Source organism: Acinetobacter ursingii DSM 16037 = CIP 107286, assembly GCF_000368825.1.
Classification (GTDB): domain Bacteria; phylum Pseudomonadota; class Gammaproteobacteria; order Pseudomonadales; family Moraxellaceae; genus Acinetobacter; species Acinetobacter ursingii.
In genome coordinates this window covers 1,187,011-1,205,676 of the sequence record NZ_KB849717.1, presented here as the reverse complement: position 1 = coordinate 1,205,676, position 18,666 = coordinate 1,187,011, and the positions used below count along the sequence as shown (strand labels likewise).

Sequence of the window (18,666 nt, the reverse complement as noted above, 5' to 3'; positions counted from 1 at the left end):
AAGGGCACAATCGATGTGCCCTTATTTATCAAAATCTTAGTTGGGTTAATTTAAACGGATAAACGATTAGATTTAACCATATCGCCCAAACCATGCTTTTTAAAATAATATTCCATCCAACTTTTAACCATCAATGGATTATTCATTTTAACCACTTCACTCAGTAACTTTTCTGCATCACTCATAGGTACATGGCAAATGGCTTTGCGGACACGTAAAATATTACTCGAACTCATGGAGAGTGTATTGAAACCCATGGCCATCAATAGAATTGCCGAGAAAGGATCTCCTGCCATTTCGCCACAAATGCTCACAGGCTTTTCATATTTATGGCATTCTTTCACCAGACGTTGCAAAGCACGTAATACCGATGGATGAAAATGTGAATACACGCTAGAAACGCGAGGGTTATTACGGTCAACCGCCAGTAGATATTGAATCAGGTCATTTGAACCCACAGAGAAAAAGTCGACCAATTCTGAAAACTCATCGATCTGCAACAGTACGCTTGGAACTTCGACCATAATCCCAATTTTGGGTTTGGTGATTTTAACCTGTTCTTCTTCCTGTACGGCAATCCAGTCGCGTTCCAATAAATACAAGACTTCTTCGACTTCACTGACGCTCGTCACCATAGGCAATAAAATATGCAGATTATTTAAGCCAATGCTCGCTTTGAGCATGGCGCGAACCTGTGTCGAGAAAATCTCTGGATGATCAAGGGTAAAGCGTAAACCACGCCAGCCCAGTGCCGAGTTTTCTTCCTCAATACTAAAATAAGGTAAGTCTTTATCTGCACCAATGTCCAGTGTGCGCATGGTCACAGGTTTGTTGGCAAAGTGACTGAGTTGTTGACGATACATGGCGCGTTGTTCTTCTTCGCCTGGGAAGCGATCACGCAACATAAATGGAATTTCACTGCGGTACAAACCCACGCCTTTGGCGCCACGCTGAACACCGCGAACCACATCAATCATTAAGCCAGTATTGACATATAAACGGACTGCAACACCATCAGGCGTAATGGCATCGCGGGTTTCGTACTGTTTTAAATCTTTGGCGATTTGTTCTTCTTCTTTTTGAATCTCTTTATAACGCTGACGCATCCGTCGTGGGGGATTGATAAAAACACGTCCCTGATAGGCATCGACAATCATCTCTGCATCATCAAGCGTGTTAATTGGCAACTCAGTGACACCTACCACGGTTGGAATGCCTAAGGCACGTGCCACAATCACCATATGTGAATTGGCCGCACCTTCTGTGGTGACAATGGCAGCAATATTATCGACAGGTAGTTCTACCAGTGCGGCTGTGCTGATTTCTTCACCAATAATAATGCTATCGGGACTGATTTCACGGTGACTAGAATCGGCTTCCTGTAATGAGGCCAAAATCCGTCGCCCAAGATCTTTTAAATCTGAAACGCGTTCACGCAGATAATCATCTTCCATTTGTGCAAACAGACTGATGTGCTTATCAATGACACGGCGTACCGCACCTTGCGCCCAGTTGCCTGCCCGAATCAATTCTTTAATCTCGGCAGGCAGCGCATTTTCATCCAGCATGCGTAAGAATACGCTAAAGAGTGCACGTTCTTCTGACATCAGTGAGTCTTGCATCTTTTCATCAAGAGATTGAATTTCAGTGCGTACTGAAAGAATGGCTTGATCTAGAAGTTGTAATTCATCACTGATATCTTCGGCTTCACGATCAGGAACGGCTGCCAAGTCCGCAGGGGGATAAAGCACAATCGCCCGACCTAAGGCAATACCGCCTGCGCCAGAAACACCTTGAAAGGTCTTATAAGCTGCACCTGAGGTAGGCTTGCGAAAGACATCGATATTCCCCACCGCATGGGCATGTGCAATCACCCCCGAAAGTTGAGCGCACAATGTCACTAAAAACGATTCTGCGGCTTCACTAAAATCCTGAGGTTCTTTATTTTGAACCACCAATACACCCATCACCTTACGGCGATACATGACGGGTACGCCAAGAAAGGAGTGATAAATTTCTTCACCTGTTTCAGGTAAATAGGCAAAGCGTTCGTGTTTGGAGGCGTTTTCCAGATTGACAATTTCTTCGCGCTGTCCGACCAAGCCGACCAAACCTTCACCGACATGCAATGAGACATTGCCGACAGAATCTGGATTGAGACCTTTGGAAGCCATGAGTAAATAACGCTGATTGCGTTCATCCAGTAAATAGATTGAACAGACATCAACTTTCATGGCTTCGGCGACTTGATTCACCATAATGTCCAAAGATTCATGCAAACTCACCGACGCATTGATCTCCTGAACAATCCGTCTTAAGGTGTCGAGTTGCATGTTTGACATGAATATATGCTCCAAAAAATGAATCGCGCTTAGTGATGTTATAACAGCACTTAGTCAAAAAATCACTTGCTAAAGAAGTGATTTTTCAGCCGATTGTTGTTGCGGCAATAACATACATAATTCCATCATGGCTCTGCGGTAAACATCACGTTTGAAGTTCACTACTTGACCCAGTGGATACCAATAGCTGACCCATTGCCATTCATCAAATTCGGCAGGGTCAGAGAGGTTTAACTGAATATTGCCCGCAGGAGCGGTGAGTTTCAGTAAAAACCATTTTTGTTTTTGTCCGATACATACGGGATCTGAGTCCGGTCGAATGTATCGGTGTGGCAAACGATAACGCAGCCAACCTTTGGTTTGCGCAATAATCTGGACATGTTCAGGCAAGAGGCCGACTTCTTCTCTCAGCTCACGGTAAAGTGCCTGTTCAGGGGTTTCTCCAAACTGGATTCCTCCTTGTGGAAATTGCCAAGCATTGTGACCAATGCGTTTTGCCCATAAAACCTGTCCGTTATCATTTGCCAAAATGATCCCGACGTTGGGTCGGAAACCTTCAGAGTCGATCATTTGGCTACCTAAATTTTATCAATATCGTTGACTTTGAAATCGGGGGCGGTCACTCTTGAAGCCCAGCTCGAAAAGATCAAAGTAAAATGCATTAAAATTGCTATGATCTTAACGAATTTCTATCGACTAGCGGAGATAGATTTACATTTTTTTTCTTAAATTTCAGTTTTAACGAGTATTTTCATGAAATTGGCTTTGTTTGATCTCGATCACACCTTACTTAATACAGATTCTGACCATTCTTGGGGAGAGTTTTTGGTCAATGAAGGTTTAGTCGATCCCGTACATCATCGTCAGATGAATGATCAATTTTATGAAGACTATAAAGCAGGGCAACTTGACCCGATTGCTTATAATGAGTTTGTTTTTCAGTTTTTGACTCGGCATGACAATGCCTATTTAACCGAATTGCATCAGTTATTTATGCAAAAGGTGATTCGCCCACAAATGCGTCCACAAGGTTTTGCAGCGATTGAACATCATAAAGCCTTGGGGCATGAGATTGTGGGGATTACTGCGACCAGTGATTTTATCACTGCGCCTATTTTTCGTGAGTTTGGGATTACAAACATTATTGCCACCAATGCCGAAGTGGTCGAAGGCGCTTATACAGGCAAGGTCGCAGGATTACCATGTTATCAACAAGGTAAATTGCTTCGTCTGGATCAATGGTTAGATGGTCGTCAAGTAAATGAATCTTGGGCGTATTCAGATTCAATCAATGATCGATTTTTACTTGAATATGCAACGCATGCGATTGCGGTAAATCCAGACGATCGTTTAGAGACATTGGCGCAAGAGAAAGGATGGGAAGTTCAGGATTGGTCGATTTAAGTTTTCAATCTAGAGATAGGTTTAGTTTGTACTTTGATTAAACAAAGAGTCTCTACATTTTTAGATTTGGGTCGAGGTTGTCTATTTTTATGTTTACCTTACTTTTCAAAGATGAAAAGTAACAAAAATCTTTTGCTGGATTGACGATGCATCCCTGCAACCGCAATCCAGCGTGGCGACATCCATGTCGCCTGTCACGATGACCCTTATGGGTTGAGCATTTTATTTCCTATTCCTTGATACGTTCCCAAAATGTCACGTCCGATAAAGTGTGTTGGAACTTATGTGCAGTTTCTCGAATTACAAAAGGCGTTTTTTGTGGTGGGGAAATCAAACGAAAATGTTGATCTAATAATTCATGTAAGCCATCCAGTGTGGTGAAATTCTCGCCGTCTTTTTTAAACCCGCCAATCCATTCTTCGCGTGGGGTATGCTCTTCTAGCCATGTGTAAGGTGAGGCAAGCATCAGCACACCGCCAATGTTTAAACGTTCATGAATCTGCTTTAAAAATTTACTTGGACTATATAAACGGTCAATGAGGTTGGACGCGAAGATAAAGTCATAAGCGGTAAAATGAGGTTTGAGATTACAGGCATCACCTTGATAAAACTCAACCCGATCTTGAATAGATTCAAGACCTAAATCACGTAAGGCACAGGACTTATAGTCGACTAATTCACCTTCAGTGGTCAGGGTGTAACGCAAAGTTTCTCCTTTGGCGAGTTGTACACCATGTTGGATAAAACGTGCTGAAAAATCAATGCCCGTTACATATTCAAAATGTTGAGCTAATTCAAAACTCGCGCGACCAAGCGCGCAGCCGATATCGAGTGCTTGTATTTTGGGTCGATCTCCCAAGGTTTGAATGGCTAAATCAACCAGTGCTTTGGAAAAGTTTTTGACACCAAAATATTCATCGCCATAATGAAATTCGGCATATTGCGACAGCAATTGATCAGTTTCATAGTGAGAGTCTGGATGTATAGCATTTTGTTCGGAAACCACGTAGCGAAATCCTGCATGTTGGAAAAAATGACGGCGAAATGCGTATCGGGAAGAAGACAAACTTTCATTCCCACAAGAAATCCACGAACCGCCTTTAATTAAGTTGTGCCGCCCATCGAAAGTGGGCGTAGTAAAATCGTCATAAATCGGATGAACATCAAAACCTTCAAATGGATAAATCGGGGTTTCTGTCCATTGCCAGACATTACCTCGCACATCAAAAAAATCGCCATGTTGAAATTGATCAATCGGACAGGAGGAGGCAGCATAGTCCAGATGTAAATTGGAGTCGGCAGGATGGTCATTGAGTTCTTTTAAACCTGCAATATCATACAAACGATACCATTCATCCTCTGTCGGTAAACGAACAGTTAAGCCACTCGTTGTTTTTTTCCAGAGACAAAATGCTTTAGCTTCATGGTAGTTGACTTCGACAGGCCAATCCCAGCGCATGGGCACCTCTTCGGTCATCAGACGCAGAAACCAACCCTGTTTTTTCTTGATCCAAAAAGTAGGATGACTCGCTTGGCTAAATTCTAGCCAAGATCGACCTTCTTCTAGCCAGTATTCAGGGGTTTGATAGCCGTGTGCCTCAACAAAATTTAAATATTCCTGATTACTGACCAGATATTTTGAGGCTTCAAATTCCTCAATCTCTGCTTCATGCTGACCGTATTCATTGTCCCAGCCATAGTACGCATCCTGTTTTTCTTTATTGAGTAAGACTTTTCCCGCAGATACTTTAAGCAGCATATTTTCGGGTGGATGACGACTTTGTGTATTGGCTTGCCAGCTTGGATGCGGTTTTACAAAACTTAGATCATGTTGGCGAATTAAAACCGAAGAGGTTTCCAGATGAATCCGCTCATGTTCAATCCCCATGATGATCGCCCACCACGGATGATTCCAGTCTATAGGCATAGTCAGTGGTGCATGTTCGATTAAATCTAATATGAGGTGACGGACTTTATCGCGATAGGCTTTGACTTGTTGGGGCGTTGGCCATTCATAATGGGTATCATCCAGATCATCCCAACTCATTTCATCGACGCCGACCGCAAACATCGATTCCATTTTCTGATCAACCCGCTGTTCAATCATGCGGGTCAATAACAGTTTATTCACAAAAAAAGTCGCAGTATGCCCGTAATAAAAAATCAGGGGATGGCGTAAGGAAATTGGTTTTTTATAAAATGCCTCATCACTCGCCAGACATTCAAATAGGCATTCATAAGTATCAAAAGTATTTAAGAAATAATCTCGTAAAATCACGCGCATGCTGGCACTGTCATGATCACGTAAATTGGGTGTCCGTAGCAATTTCGGACGAGTACTGTTTGCAGACGTATTTTGACTTAAAACTTCAGATGTTTTGATCGCACAAGTGGCTGGGGTTGGATCATCAGTATTTTGTTCGCTGGCTAATTTTGAAGTTTCGGTCAACATGCTGAGGCTCCATCTTGGCAGGCTATCATTCGATTTTTATTTAGCTTCACCATGCTTTGATATTTCAGTACTTCGATATTTCAATCATATTGATTTGTTATTCTTGAATAGGAATAAGGCATGGCTTAAGCACCAACTTACTCCTATTTGGCTTTAGGTTTTTTATAGTTCAGTAAACAGCGGTAAATCTGGGTTACATAGGTCTCAAAGATTTATTGTGTAAATGACATTGTACTAAATGAATAAGCGCTTGAGCTGCTTTGGATTGACTACGTGATGGATGCCAGACCATGCCTAATTGTCGGTGTAGTTCCATATTTAGATCGAGTTGCTGCAAGTCCTGATTCACCAGCGTTTTAGGTAAAACAGACCAACCTAAACCAATCGAAACCAGCATTCGAATGGATTCAAGTGGATTATTACTCATGGTGATTTTGGGTTTGAGGCCATGTTTTTCAAACTCAGCTAAAGTGATTTGACTGGTATAGGTTTGTGCAGAGGGCAACAGACTTGGATAATTTAGTAAATCTTCAAGGGTTAGATTTTTTTGCTGTGCCAATGGATGAAATGGGGCGGCTACAAAGACAAGTGGATCTGTCCAGACATTCATATAGCTTAAACGTTCATCGCCTTGGGGGGGGAGTGTTAAAAAAGCGAGTTCCAGATCACCTGCCAAGACTTGTTCATGTGCCTGTTCAGAATCTACAAAATGCACATCCAGTTTTACATTTGGAAACTCTTGTACATATTGTTTTAAATAATAGGGCAGATGATGCAAGCCAATATGATGGCTCGTCCCTATTTTTAAGCGACCTTGCACCTGATCATGTTCATGGCTGAGTGTGTAATGAATATCGCCGAGTTCATTCAGCCAGTTTTTGACTCGCGGTAACAAGGAGTGCGCTGCATGAGTGGGTTGTACGCCACGACCTGCGGACTCAAATAATTTGACTCCAAAATATTCTTCCAGACTATGGATTCGTTTGGTGACAGCAGGTTGGGTAATAAACAACTGTTCGGCAGCCAGCGAAATTGAACCTGTTTCCATCACTTTTACAAAGGCTTCAAAGGCGGCGAGATTCATGGGGCAGTATTAAGTTCTTTGATTGACATCATCTTAACTTTAGTCAGCTAACAACAGCAAATGATTTTCACCCCCACCTTTCCAACACAAAGCGATCTGTTTGGTGAGTTTTAAGGCAAGTTTTTCTTCAGTGATTATTTTCTCTATTGCTTTAAAAGATAGTAATAAAACAGTTTTTAGATAATTAATAAAAAAAGCGATCTCTTAAAATTATTATTTTGAGGGGAACCTAATGAATAAACTGATCACTGTACTTATGTGCTGTACTGCTGTGTCATTGAGTGCATGTAGTAAACAAGCCAATCAATCAGAAGGCGAACAACAACCGCAGAGTCAGCAGGTTGCTGCAAACAAATTTAGTACGAATAATCTGGCAGATATCAAGACTGATACACAATTGATCGATCAAATTTCAACAAAAAATGTAGCAAAAGCATCTGAATTTCAAAATGAAATGATGAAAGCTATGCAAAGTGGTCAAGCCGATAAAGTTAAACAAACTTTAACATCCATGTTGCCTTTTATTGATAGCTTTAATAATGAATTGGCACAAGCTCAATTAAAAAGTGTTGAAGTCAGTAGCTTGAGAGACAAGTTGATTCAAATGAACAATTTATCTTTAAAAATGGTTGAACAAACAACAGCTACTCCACCTAATCCTGTTGAAGTTAAACAAACTCAAGAGGAAATGGCCACACTTCAAAAGCAATTGCTTGAACAACAAAAACGAATACAACAGAAATTATCTTAATCTGCACAGGGTATATTTATGAAAGATTTTCTTAAACTCGATACGATGATCACCCCGAAAATTATTACGATCATATATTGGTTAGGTCTAGTGGGTGTTTCGTTGACTTCTATGAGTATGCTATTTGGAATAGGTCGTTATGCCTATACTAATTTCGGCATGCGTTTTCTTATGGCTATTTTTGTCATTATTTTTGGCTTGGTGATAGTTCGGGTATATAGTGAATTACTCATTGTTATTTTCAAAATTCATGATAATTTGAAAAAAATCGCAGATAAAAGCTAAAAGTCCCCAGATCATCAAAAACATATTGCTAAGTACAAATAACCAGAGCGTTATATGCACTTAGCAATTTTTTTTGTAGAAATAAAAAGTAAAAATTTCATTCCAAAAAGTTTATTAATTTATAAAAATGATAAATTAGTTTTATGTAAAACATTCGCTATAATCAAGATAAGATTAGCATTACCCAGTCCAATGGCAAGCACGGTGGAGAGCGACGACATGGCAGGCAATACCCAAGGCGCAAAAACTTTATATGACAAATTATGGGATGACCATTTGGTCTCACAACGAGACGATGGTTCAAGCCTCATTTATATCGATCGTCATTTATTACATGAAGTGACCAGTCCGCAAGCTTTTGAAGGTTTACAACTTGCAGATCGTAAGCCTTGGCGTTTAAGTGCCAATATCGCAACGCCTGATCATAACGTTCCAACCTCCAAAAAAGAACGTGCGCAGGGGATTGCAGGGATTGAAGATGATACTTCACGCATTCAGGTACAAACCCTTGATGATAACTGCAAAACTTTCGATATCGTTGAATTTGGTATCAATGATATTCGTCAGGGTATTGCACATGTGGTGGGGCCTGAGCAAGGTTTAACTTTGCCAGGAATGACCGTGGTATGTGGTGACTCGCATACTGCTACACATGGTGCATTTGGTTGCTTGGCACATGGGATTGGAACATCAGAAGTTGAGCATGTCTTGGCAACCCAGTGCCTTGTTCAAAAGAAAATGAAAAACATGTTGGTTCGTGTCGATGGCACTTTAGGCAAAGGTGTCACCTCGAAAGATGTGGTCTTGGCGATTATTGGAAAAATCGGGACTGCGGGTGGAACAGGTCACGCGATTGAATTTGGTGGACAAGTCTTCCGTGATATGTCGATTGAAGGTCGTATGACGGTCTGTAATATGGCAATCGAAGCGGGCGCGCGCGTGGGCATGGTGGCAGTCGATGATAAAACCATTGAATATGTGAAAAATCGTCCGTATGCACCAAAAGATGAACAATGGGATCAAGCAGTCGCCTACTGGAATACTTTACATTCTGATCAAGATGCTCACTTTGATACAGTGGTTGTTTTGCAGGGTGAAGAGATTGAGCCACAAGTATCTTGGGGCACTTCACCTGAGATGGTCATTCCAGTATCGAAAGCTGTTCCGACATTGGAACAAGCCAAAGATGACGTACAACGCAATGACTGGACACGTGCTTATCAATATATGGGTTTAACTGCGGGTCAGGCATTGGAAGATATTCAGTTAGATCGCGTCTTTATTGGTTCATGTACCAACTCGCGTATAGAAGATATTCGTGCAGCCGCAGAAGTGGTGAAAGGTCGTAAGGTGGCTTCAAGCATTAAACAGGCGATGATCGTGCCGGGTTCTGGTTTGGTCAAACAACAGGCAGAGCAAGAAGGTTTAGACCAAATTTTCTTGGAAGCAGGTTTTGAATGGCGTGAACCGGGTTGTTCAATGTGTTTGGCCATGAATGCAGATAAGTTACAACCAGGCGAGCATTGCGCTTCAACGTCAAACCGTAACTTTGAAGGGCGTCAGGGCAATGGGGGAAGAACGCATTTGGTCAGTCCAGCAATGGCCGCAGCAGCCGCAATTGCGGGTCATTTTGTTGATGTTCGTTCATTCTAAGGAAGCAAACCATGAAAAAATATACAGTTGAACAGGGTATTGTTGCACCTTTGGATCGTGCCAATGTCGATACCGATTTAATTATTCCAAAACAGTTTTTAAAATCGATCAAACGTACAGGTTTTGGCGATAACTTATTTGATGAGCTACGCTATTTAGACGAAGGTTATTTGGGACAGGATATTAGCAAGCGCCCTAAAAATCCTGATTTTGTTTTAAATAAGCCACGCTATCAAGGTTCAAATATTTTATTGGCACGGACCAATTTTGGCTGTGGTTCAAGCCGTGAACATGCACCGTGGGCATTAAATGAATACGGTTTTCGTACCGTGATTGCACCAAGTTATGCGGATATTTTCTTTAATAACTCGTTTAAGAATGGGATGTTGCCTGTAATTTTGCCAGAAGATATTGTAGATCAGTTATTTAAAGAATGCGCTGCAAACGAAGGATATCAACTGACTGTTGATTTAGCGGCACAGGAAGTACGTACGCCATCGGGTCAGGCATTTACATTTGAAATTGATTCGTTCCGCAAGCATTGTTTGTTGAATGGTTTGGATGATATTGGCTTGACCTTGCAAAATGCCGATGCAATTCGTGCATTTGAAGCGCAGGCCAAACAGTCACGTCCTTGGGTATTTCAGGAGTTGCAGCAGTAAATAGGAGAGCGGTACTTTTTAAAGATAGCAATAGCATAGAAGCTCAACTCTTGTTACCATGCAGGCTAAAAGATGTTGAAAAACTTTACTCTGAATAAGGTTGGGCTCTGACAATGAAGAGGACATTTCTCCATAGTGTGATGCTTGGAATATGCTCAGTTGCACTGAGTGCATGTCAAAGCACAAACACAGTTGTTGATACATTACGTATTAAACAAGCGGGGATAGGAAATACTCGGGCCAATGCTTCTATCTATTGTGCTGGTGTCAAACATTGTGAGTTTGAGCGTCTAAATACAACGCCCATTATGGATGCAAATAGTCATCGGGTAAGTTCGGAAAGTCTTGAGCAGGGCATTGTCCGCTTACAGGGTTCTGTTTTTAGCTCACATAATGTCATGTATTTGTCTGTACCCGCAGATCAATATGAATTAGTGATTCGTTTCTATCCTATTTCACCTGATCGTGCTGAAACTTTTCATGTGATTCATCAGTTTAAATCGAATCAGCACTATACCTTTAAAATGTACCGTGATCGCTCCAAACATACAGGCGGAAGCTTACTCAATGTGTCTGCACCAGAGCCGTTATGTGTCGCAATGGAAGAGGGTCAGCGTACCATTCGCCGTTTTTGTCGTCCTTTTAACGCTGTGACAGGTTTGGGTGAGTTTGTAGAGCAAAAGGTTTAATGACCCATCAGCAAATTGGCTGATACAGTGAAAAAATGGAAAGAAGAAATGTCGAAACAAATTTTAATTTTAGCGGGTGACGGTATTGGCCCAGAAATTATGGCTGCCGCTGAAAAAGTATTAACTTCAGTTAATCAAAAATTTAATTTAGGTTTGAGTTGGGAACATGGACTGTTAGGTGGTTCTGCGATTGATGCACATGGTGAACCATATCCTGCGGTCACTTCGCAACAAGCCAAAAAAGCCGATGCAATTTTACTTGGTGCAGTCGGTGGGCCTAAGTGGGATACGATTGAGCGCTCGATCCGTCCAGAACGTGGCTTATTAAAAATTCGTAGTGAATTAAACTTATTTGCAAATTTACGCCCAGCGATTCTTTATCCGCAATTGGCAGATGCTTCAAGCTTAAAACCAGAGATCGTTGCTGGTCTGGATATTCTGATTGTTCGTGAACTGACAGGTGGTATTTACTTTGGTCAGCCACGTGGTATTCGTGAACTGGAAAATGGCGAAAAACAAGGCTACAACACCGATGTTTATAGCGAATCTGAAATTAAACGTATCGCCAAAGTTGCTTTTGAGATGGCAGGGTTACGTGGTGGTAAGGTTTGTTCAGTCGATAAAGCCAATGTGTTAGAAGTGACTGAGCTGTGGAAGCAAACTGTAACTGATTTGCAACAGGCTCATTATTCAGACATTCAGCTTTCGCATATGTACGTGGATAACGCAGCTATGCAATTGGTGCGTGCGCCAAAGCAATTTGATGTGATCGTCACAGGTAACTTGTTTGGTGATATTCTGTCTGATGAAGCAGCGATGTTGACAGGTTCCATTGGTATGTTGCCATCTGCGTCGCTAGATGAAAATGGCAAAGGCATGTACGAACCTTGTCATGGTTCGGCACCAGATATCGCTGGACAAAATATTGCAAACCCACTGGCCACAATTTTATCGGTTGCCATGATGTTGCGTTACACCTTCCGTGAAGAAGCAGCAGCAAAAGCGATTGAAGATGCTGTAGGTAACGTATTGGATCAGGGCTTGCGTACGGGTGATATTATGTCTGAAGGCATGACGAAGGTTGGTACTTCAGAAATGGGTGATGCTGTGGTTCAAGCACTGGCTTAATTTTGAATCATCAAGATTGGTAACAATAAAAATGCAGCTTCGGCTGCATTTTTATTAAATCCACATAATCATATATTTTTAACAAGCTCGACCCTGATATTGATAAGATTGAACAACGTTATTTTTGAGTAAAAATACAATATCGCATTTTATATTTAAATTATAACTATTTGCTCCGCTTGCACCTGTTTGAATGGTCATCCCGTCAAAACTTCTAGCCGCTGGAGTGGGGATGTTTAAAGAACGTATCACGGTATATGTGAGCTGATCTGATGTGAGAATAGGCTTTTGTGTTGTTTGATATCCCATGGATTTTAAGTTAATGGTTTGTTGCACTTGTTGAGTTGATTGCCCAACAAATTGTTGCAAATATGCATTAAGATCTTTAGATTTCCACCCTGTTGTGGTGCAGGCAGAAAATAAGCTAAAACAAATGCAAAGTGTTGAAAGTGCCATCCAAGATTTTTTCATTTTAAATATTCCATTTTCTTTTAAGGATAGGCTTTAAAAGCCTTAGTGTATGGGTTCGTAATTATATAAAAAAAACAGGTTATAAGTTGAAAATTCATCTAATTTTTTTAAAAACTCAATATTAATTTGAGTTATGTGAGTTCATGTATATAAAAAAAGCCACAGATAAACAGTGGCTTCTTTGCATTCACTAAACGGAATTAGCGCGCACGATAAGTAATACGACCTTTGGTCAAATCGTATGGGGTCATTTCAACTTTAACATTGTCGCCCGTTAAAATACGAATATAGTGTTTACGCATTTTACCAGAAATGTGTGCAATTACTTCGTGACCGTTTTCTAAACGTACACGGAACATCGTATTAGGAAGCGTTTCGGTGACAACGCCTTCGAACTCGATGAGTTCCTCTTTATTGGCCATAGCCTACCTGATGATCAAATTGGAAAGGCGCAAATTGTAGTCAATTTTTTATCAAAAAACAAGACCAGTGCCCCAATTTATGGTGCTTGTCAAAGTGGCAAATGGGTCAAATTCATTAAAAAAAATGTGTAAAAATGACCTGAATTGAGTTGTCAGTTTGGTCAATCAGCGGTAATCTAAATTACGTTTTTAAGTATAAATGAAGAACATACAAGGAAGGATGTCACGTGGGTCAGCTAACAGATGCGTCGGTTGTATTACGATTTGGCTATCAGGCGATTCGTCGTGCGGGATTGCCAACCGAAGAAATTTTAACAAAAGCGGGTGTTGCCTTAAATCAGGTGGATACCAATACCCGTACTCCTTTAAATGCGCAATATGCCTTTTGGATTGCGGCAGAAGAAGTGAGTAAAGACCCCGATATTGGTTTGCATTTGGGTGAGCATTTACCTTTATATCGTGGTCAGGTGATTGAGCATTTATTTATTAGTAGTGCAACATTTGGTGAAGGACTCAAACGAGCATTAGCCTATCAACGTTTAATTAGTGATGCTTTACAAGCGCGCTTAGTGGTCGATGAAAATGGATGTTACTTGACCAATGGCGAACAGTCATTCTCTGACAATATTGTCAATCGACATTTTTCAGAATGCGCTTTATCAGGCATCTTACGATTTTTTAAATTTATTACCGAAGGTGCGTTTAAGCCTATTTTTATTGATTTTGACTTTAATCAAGGCGCAGCAGAAGATGAATATATACGTGTGTATGGCTGCCCAGTCAGTCTAGGTCAAAAAGAAACACGGTTATATTTTGATGCCGATATTCTGGATTATCCACTGTGGCAAGCGGAACCAGAGCTATTGCAGTTACATGAACAACTTGCGATTGAAAAGCTTCAGGAGCTGGCACGCTATGATTTAGTCGGTGAAGTCCGCCGTGCGATTGGTTCAACCTTAGAAAGCGGTGAAACCACACTGGAAACAGTTGCAGCGCAGTTACACATTACACCGCGTCGCCTAAGAACTCAATTGAGCGAAGCCAATACCAGTTTTCAGCAGATTTTGTCAGATTACCGTTGCCGTTTAGCCAAGAAACTACTGGCTAATACCAATGAAAGTGTTGAACGTATTGTTTATCTAACGGGTTTTTCTGAACCAAGTACTTTTTATCGAGCATTTAAACGCTGGACCAATGAAACGCCAGTAGAATATAGAAAGCGTAAGCAGCGTTCTTCTTAAGACAAAGCATCCTCAATGGATGCTTTTTTTTGAGTCAACCCCGCACTACGGAAATACCGCCGTCAACGTAAAGGGTTGAGCCTGTCATAAAACTAGATTCATCACTCACCGCAAATAAAGCAGCTTGTGCAATTTCTTGAGGCTGTGCCATTCGTTTTAAAGCATGTAAATTCTGAATATGTTGACGTGCTGGTTCGTTATCTACAGCAGCACGTCCCATTTCTGTATCTGTACCTCCAGGGATGATACAGTTACAACGAATACCGAAGGTGCCATACTCTGCGGCAATCACCTGAGTTAAGCCAATTAAACCTGCTTTACTGGCAGCATAAGCCGCCATATTTGGAAAACCTATGCGATGCCCAACAAACGTCGAGGTAAATAAGATACAACCATTTTTTTGTTGAAGCATGGCGTTTAATTGCATTTGTGCAGCATAGAAATTTGCAGAAAGATTGGTGTTTAAAGTGTTTTCCCATTCAGTTTGACTGATTTGATGCGTAGGTTTTAATGCACCTAATATACCGGCATTGTTAAAGGCAATATCAATGCGACCAAAATGTTGTAAAGCTAAGTCTAAAGCACGTTGCATGGTCGATGGATCACAAAGATCACCAACCACAGAGAAACACATATTGCCTTCTGCTTTAATGCGTTGCTCAAGCTCTTGAAGACGTTCAGCACGTCGAGCCACATTGATCACGATTGCACCTTGCTGCGCAAACAGCAAAGCACTTTCTCGGCCTATGCCTGAGCTTGCGCCTGTAATAATGACGATTTTATTTTCAAGACGTTTCATTATGAGTCTCAATGATATTGAAAGACTCATTTTGAAAATTTTCTGGGCATGTGACGACCCGATTCTTGCGTTAATACAAAAAATTAGGCAAATGCATCAGGCAGGTTCAGCCAATGTGGTCCAAGTGGTGGTTGAGGAAGCTCAAATTGTTCTGGATAATAAGCCTGAATAAAATATAAGCCATGTGCTGGGGCTGTGACGCCTGCGGCTTTACGATCCTGCGCTGCAAACATGGTATCAATATGATCTACGCCGTACAGTCCTTGCCCAATTTCAAGTAGACATCCCATGATATTACGTACCATATGATGTAAAAAGCCATCAGCTTGAATATCGAGTACCAAATAACGACCATGTTCAATGAGTTGACAATGACTGACATGACGCACGGGTTGGTTGGATTGACATGCCGCTGCCCGAAAGCTTTCAAAATTATGTGTACCTTCAAATTTAGCTGCGGCTAACTTCATTTTTTCCACATCTAGCGGCTGATAAATATGTGTAACTTGTTTATAAAGTAAGGCGGGACGATAGTTTGTGTTATACACCACATAACGATAGCGACGCGCTATGGCTTTAAAGCGCGCATGAAAATCAGGGGACATTTCCTTGATCCACTGGATCGAAATGTCTTTAGGCAATTGGCTATTGGTACCCATCATCCAGCCACGTTCAGGGCGTATGGCATGGGTATCAAAATGCGCCACCATATTGGTGGCATGCACACCCGCATCGGTACGACCTGCACCATGCAAAATAATCGGTTCATCTGCGATGGTACTTAATACACGCTCCAACGCTTCCTGCACACTTGGAACGCCCGCTTGTTGCGTTTGCCAGCCCCGATAACGAATACCGCAAAATTCAATACCGATTGCAAAGCGCTGCATATTTAGACCTCAAAGATTAAGACAGTGCCCAGTGTTGCTCACGCAGTTCTGGGGAGTCAAATTGTAAATAAAGTTGCAATGCTTTGGCATATAAATCGGCATGGCTAAGGGTATTATTGATCAATATTTTGGCGCTATGGATCCATTCACTGACTGCATAACGCTGATCCATCTGACCAAAACAGACTTGAGTAGTTAAGATACTCAGGCAGCCTTGTTGTCGAAGCTGTTGCAAAAGTGAAATGAGTTCTTCATCAACCGCCAAGTTACCTGTGCCAAAACCTTGCAGAATTAAAAAATGCGGTGGATATGAAACTAGGTTTTGTAATTGTTGCTTAAAAGCGTGTAGACCAATCGGCTGTGCCATTATATTTAAAAGCGATAAATTCTGGCTACGTAATATCGTTTCATCATTGACCAGATAGGATTGTTGCACAGTTTCGCAGTCTTTTTCGGCCAATGTCCCAGTAAAAGCATCTAGTTCAGTGGTTTGTATTTTTAACGCGGTTTGTGCATAGAAAACCTGATGATGAAATGCCAGATAACTTCCTGCGGGTAACTTAACGACTTGATCAAGTGCGTAATATAAATTATCCAGTGCATCAGTAAATTCACGGATATCTGTTCCAGCTTTGTTGAGTAGAGGGTACTGACTCCCTGTAATGATCAAATGACAGGATTGCCCTAAGAAACGTGCCAATGTGGCAGCGGCATAACTTAGGGTATCTGTGCCATGAATGACCACAAAATGAGCATAGCCCTGTAATTGTAACTGTTGTATTTGTTGAGCCAACATAAGCCAGTCTGGCGCAGTACAGGCGCTACTATCTTTGATGGCAGGTGCAGAAAAACAATCGACATGCAGCTCTATAGGAATGATGCGTTGTAGTTGGGGCATAAACTGAATATAAGGCATGGGTGCCAGAGGTTCTCCAACACAGCCAAAAGTTCCACCCATATAGATTAATGCAATTTTCTTCATAATAAAAAAAGCAGTCTGAACAGACTGCTTATGGTAGAACGATCTTTTTTAAGATGCTATGCGATTGAGTAAGTTTTTTGAAAGTTCTCGCTGATCAGCACTAAAAATTGTCTCATTTTTAGTTAATAAAATCCGTGCTGAATCATAGGCACCCAATTCAACATATTTTATTGCAAGATCAAGATCTAATTGAGTTTCATTAACCTGAGCAAGTTCTGGAAAAGATTGAACCAATGGATCATTTAAATCCAAGGCAGAAGATGTAGTAGAAACCTGAGACGGAGGCTGGGGAACGGGCTCCGCTACTTGATCAAAGGATAATACAGGTTCTGCAACTGGTTCTAACGGTGTTGCTGTTGGTTCAAGTTCTAACTGATCAAACTTAAATTCAGGTAATGTCTCTGCTAGCTGCTCTGGAGGGGCTTCCTGAGTGGTGTTTTCAGGACTTAATCCAGGTTGAGGAGCAAAATCTAAATTGGAAAAATCGAGATTGCTTGGTTCTGCTAATTTTGCATCTGTATTAGATTCTTGTGCAAAATCGACATTAATATTTTGCGCTGTTTCAATATGATGATTTGAAACTTCTCTAGGTTCTAAGGTTAATGAAAACTCAGTTAAATTCTCAGATGGCGCTTCAGGAGGTGTCGGTATTTGTTCGCTAGGTTTTACTGTTTGATCAAAAGAAAAATTAAATTCCAGTGCTTCTATTTCAGCAGAATCTTGCTTTTTGCTTTCAATATGATCAGTGGTAATTGCATTGTTTTGCTGCACTGGCTGAACCAAAGCATCAAAATCGGCATCACTGATGACAGGGGGCGCTGTTGCTTCTGCTTGTGGTGGTGCAGTTGAAGGAAAATCTAAACCGGTTGCAGAAAACTCGATTGAATCAGGTTGCTTTTGTTGATCATACTCACGTTTTTTAGCTTCTGCCTGCATCACAATATCTTGTAAATCAAGTGCACGCAGGTGAGTAATTAATTGATCAACAGAAAATTCATCTTTTTGTAGAATATGAATATCTAACAGGTGTAGATATAATCCGTGTTGTGAATTATCGCGGTTTAAAGCCTGATTAATTTGTGCTTCTGCAGTAGAATAATTTCCAGATTGGATCAGTGAAATAATCTTTTGATGTAATTCCTGAGAAACGGGTGTGGTCTTTTTTTGTTCAGCAATAATCGTAGGTGTAACTTCGCGAGACTCATTACGAGGACGAGTTACCGATTTTCCTGCAACTTTTTTTCCTTTTTTATTTGCATTGGTCTTGTTTTTAGGTTTTTGTTCTTCTTTGCTGGCTTCCCGTTTTTTTAAAACAACCGCAATGACCAATAAAATAATAAACGGAATCACATACAACATGCTTATACCCCTTCAAGCATGAGCCATTTTCTTTGACTCATTTAAATATCTA

General features: G+C 41.1%; 18 protein-coding genes. 8 read left to right on the top strand and 10 right to left on the bottom strand.

The window, feature by feature from the left end:
- Positions 1–50 precede the first annotated feature (50 nt).
- Together ptsP and F944_RS13190 are read right to left on the bottom strand one after the other, a co-directional pair.
- Complete coding sequence (gene ptsP / locus F944_RS13195) at positions 51–2,342, bottom strand: phosphoenolpyruvate--protein phosphotransferase (protein WP_004991456.1); 2,292 nt, start codon at positions 2,340–2,342, stop codon at positions 51–53.
- A 69-nt stretch (positions 2,343–2,411) separates the two neighbouring features.
- Complete coding sequence (locus F944_RS13190) at positions 2,412–2,912, bottom strand: RNA pyrophosphohydrolase (RefSeq protein ID WP_004991453.1); 501 nt, start codon at positions 2,910–2,912, stop codon at positions 2,412–2,414.
- 183 nt (positions 2,913–3,095) lie between these two features.
- Between F944_RS13190 and F944_RS13185 the strand changes: the two genes are divergently transcribed.
- Positions 3,096–3,746, top strand: coding sequence for an HAD family hydrolase (locus tag F944_RS13185; protein ID WP_004991451.1), 651 nt, complete (start codon positions 3,096–3,098; stop codon positions 3,744–3,746).
- Positions 3,747–3,975: 229 nt separating this feature from the next.
- Here the strand turns inward: F944_RS13185 and ovoA are convergent, their stop codons facing one another.
- Together ovoA and F944_RS13175 are read right to left on the bottom strand one after the other, a co-directional pair.
- Entirely contained in the window at positions 3,976–6,198 is a 2,223-nt protein-coding gene (gene ovoA / locus F944_RS13180) for a 5-histidylcysteine sulfoxide synthase (protein WP_004991446.1), read from the bottom strand.
- Positions 6,199–6,391: 193 nt separating this feature from the next.
- Entirely contained in the window at positions 6,392–7,282 is an 891-nt protein-coding gene (locus F944_RS13175; RefSeq protein WP_004991444.1) for a LysR family transcriptional regulator, read from the bottom strand.
- 232 nt (positions 7,283–7,514) lie between these two features.
- Here F944_RS13175 and F944_RS13170 point away from each other — a divergent pair, with 232 nt between their 5' ends.
- From F944_RS13170 to leuB, 6 genes are all read left to right on the top strand, one after another.
- Positions 7,515–8,033, top strand: a complete 519-nt coding sequence (locus F944_RS13170) for a hypothetical protein (protein WP_004991442.1) — start codon at positions 7,515–7,517, stop codon at positions 8,031–8,033.
- An 18-nt stretch (positions 8,034–8,051) separates the two neighbouring features.
- The gene (locus F944_RS13165) at positions 8,052–8,318 is read left to right on the top strand and encodes a DUF4282 domain-containing protein (RefSeq protein WP_004991440.1); all 267 of its coding nucleotides are present in this window, start codon (positions 8,052–8,054) and stop codon (positions 8,316–8,318) included.
- A gap of 219 nt (positions 8,319–8,537) precedes the next feature.
- The gene (leuC, locus tag F944_RS13160) at positions 8,538–9,971 is read left to right on the top strand and encodes a 3-isopropylmalate dehydratase large subunit (protein WP_010588573.1); all 1,434 of its coding nucleotides are present in this window, start codon (positions 8,538–8,540) and stop codon (positions 9,969–9,971) included.
- A gap of 11 nt (positions 9,972–9,982) precedes the next feature.
- Complete coding sequence (leuD, locus tag F944_RS13155) at positions 9,983–10,633, top strand: 3-isopropylmalate dehydratase small subunit (RefSeq protein ID WP_004991436.1); 651 nt, start codon at positions 9,983–9,985, stop codon at positions 10,631–10,633.
- Between the two features lie 113 nt (positions 10,634–10,746).
- On the top strand, positions 10,747–11,322 hold the full coding sequence (locus tag F944_RS13150; RefSeq protein ID WP_004991435.1) for a hypothetical protein: 576 nt from the start codon (positions 10,747–10,749) through the stop codon (positions 11,320–11,322).
- 48 nt (positions 11,323–11,370) lie between these two features.
- A complete protein-coding gene (gene leuB, locus F944_RS13145; protein ID WP_004991433.1) occupies positions 11,371–12,450 on the top strand; it encodes a 3-isopropylmalate dehydrogenase in 1,080 nt (359 codons plus the stop codon).
- A 78-nt stretch (positions 12,451–12,528) separates the two neighbouring features.
- Here leuB and F944_RS13140 read toward each other — a convergent pair whose 3' ends face one another.
- Positions 12,529–12,921, bottom strand: a complete 393-nt coding sequence (locus tag F944_RS13140) for a hypothetical protein (RefSeq protein WP_004991430.1) — start codon at positions 12,919–12,921, stop codon at positions 12,529–12,531.
- Between the two features lie 200 nt (positions 12,922–13,121).
- Positions 13,122–13,343, bottom strand: coding sequence for a translation initiation factor IF-1 (gene infA / locus F944_RS13135; RefSeq protein ID WP_004718087.1), 222 nt, complete (start codon positions 13,341–13,343; stop codon positions 13,122–13,124).
- 227 nt (positions 13,344–13,570) lie between these two features.
- Here infA and F944_RS13130 point away from each other — a divergent pair, with 227 nt between their 5' ends.
- The gene (locus F944_RS13130; protein WP_004991427.1) at positions 13,571–14,584 is read left to right on the top strand and encodes an AraC family transcriptional regulator; all 1,014 of its coding nucleotides are present in this window, start codon (positions 13,571–13,573) and stop codon (positions 14,582–14,584) included.
- Positions 14,585–14,618: 34 nt separating this feature from the next.
- On the opposite strand, the gene F944_RS13125 is transcribed toward F944_RS13130, so the two are convergent.
- The 4 genes from F944_RS13125 to F944_RS13110 all read right to left on the bottom strand — a co-directional run bounded on the left by F944_RS13125 (position 14,619) and on the right by F944_RS13110 (position 18,614).
- Positions 14,619–15,383: an SDR family oxidoreductase gene (locus tag F944_RS13125; protein WP_004991425.1), complete on the bottom strand. Its 765-nt coding sequence runs from the start codon at positions 15,381–15,383 to the stop codon at positions 14,619–14,621.
- An 83-nt stretch (positions 15,384–15,466) separates the two neighbouring features.
- Positions 15,467–16,273: a tRNA pseudouridine(38-40) synthase TruA gene (gene truA / locus F944_RS13120; protein WP_004991422.1), complete on the bottom strand. Its 807-nt coding sequence runs from the start codon at positions 16,271–16,273 to the stop codon at positions 15,467–15,469.
- Positions 16,274–16,289: 16 nt separating this feature from the next.
- The gene (locus F944_RS13115) at positions 16,290–17,255 is read right to left on the bottom strand and encodes an asparaginase domain-containing protein (RefSeq protein ID WP_004991419.1); all 966 of its coding nucleotides are present in this window, start codon (positions 17,253–17,255) and stop codon (positions 16,290–16,292) included.
- A gap of 48 nt (positions 17,256–17,303) precedes the next feature.
- On the bottom strand, positions 17,304–18,614 hold the full coding sequence (locus tag F944_RS13110) for a hypothetical protein (RefSeq protein WP_004991416.1): 1,311 nt from the start codon (positions 18,612–18,614) through the stop codon (positions 17,304–17,306).
- Positions 18,615–18,666 lie beyond the last annotated feature (52 nt).

Bases quoted from the DNA above. Each gene is read 5' to 3' on its own strand.
- ptsP (WP_004991456.1), bottom strand. From the start codon at position 2,342: ATGTCAAACATGCAACTCGACACCTTAAGACGGATTGTTCAGGAGATC.
- F944_RS13190 (WP_004991453.1), bottom strand. From the start codon at position 2,912: ATGATCGACTCTGAAGGTTTCCGACCCAACGTCGGGATCATTTTGGCA.
- F944_RS13185 (WP_004991451.1), top strand. From the start codon at position 3,096: ATGAAATTGGCTTTGTTTGATCTCGATCACACCTTACTTAATACAGAT.
- ovoA (WP_004991446.1), bottom strand. From the start codon at position 6,198: ATGTTGACCGAAACTTCAAAATTAGCCAGCGAACAAAATACTGATGAT.
- F944_RS13175 (WP_004991444.1), bottom strand. From the start codon at position 7,282: ATGAATCTCGCCGCCTTTGAAGCCTTTGTAAAAGTGATGGAAACAGGT.
- F944_RS13170 (WP_004991442.1), top strand. From the start codon at position 7,515: ATGAATAAACTGATCACTGTACTTATGTGCTGTACTGCTGTGTCATTG.
- F944_RS13165 (WP_004991440.1), top strand. From the start codon at position 8,052: ATGAAAGATTTTCTTAAACTCGATACGATGATCACCCCGAAAATTATT.
- leuC (WP_010588573.1), top strand. From the start codon at position 8,538: ATGGCAGGCAATACCCAAGGCGCAAAAACTTTATATGACAAATTATGG.
- leuD (WP_004991436.1), top strand. From the start codon at position 9,983: ATGAAAAAATATACAGTTGAACAGGGTATTGTTGCACCTTTGGATCGT.
- F944_RS13150 (WP_004991435.1), top strand. From the start codon at position 10,747: ATGAAGAGGACATTTCTCCATAGTGTGATGCTTGGAATATGCTCAGTT.
- leuB (WP_004991433.1), top strand. From the start codon at position 11,371: ATGTCGAAACAAATTTTAATTTTAGCGGGTGACGGTATTGGCCCAGAA.
- F944_RS13140 (WP_004991430.1), bottom strand. From the start codon at position 12,921: ATGAAAAAATCTTGGATGGCACTTTCAACACTTTGCATTTGTTTTAGC.
- infA (WP_004718087.1), bottom strand. From the start codon at position 13,343: ATGGCCAATAAAGAGGAACTCATCGAGTTCGAAGGCGTTGTCACCGAA.
- F944_RS13125 (WP_004991425.1), bottom strand. From the start codon at position 15,383: ATGAAACGTCTTGAAAATAAAATCGTCATTATTACAGGCGCAAGCTCA.
- truA (WP_004991422.1), bottom strand. From the start codon at position 16,273: ATGCAGCGCTTTGCAATCGGTATTGAATTTTGCGGTATTCGTTATCGG.
- F944_RS13115 (WP_004991419.1), bottom strand. From the start codon at position 17,255: ATGAAGAAAATTGCATTAATCTATATGGGTGGAACTTTTGGCTGTGTT.
- F944_RS13110 (WP_004991416.1), bottom strand. From the start codon at position 18,614: ATGTTGTATGTGATTCCGTTTATTATTTTATTGGTCATTGCGGTTGTT.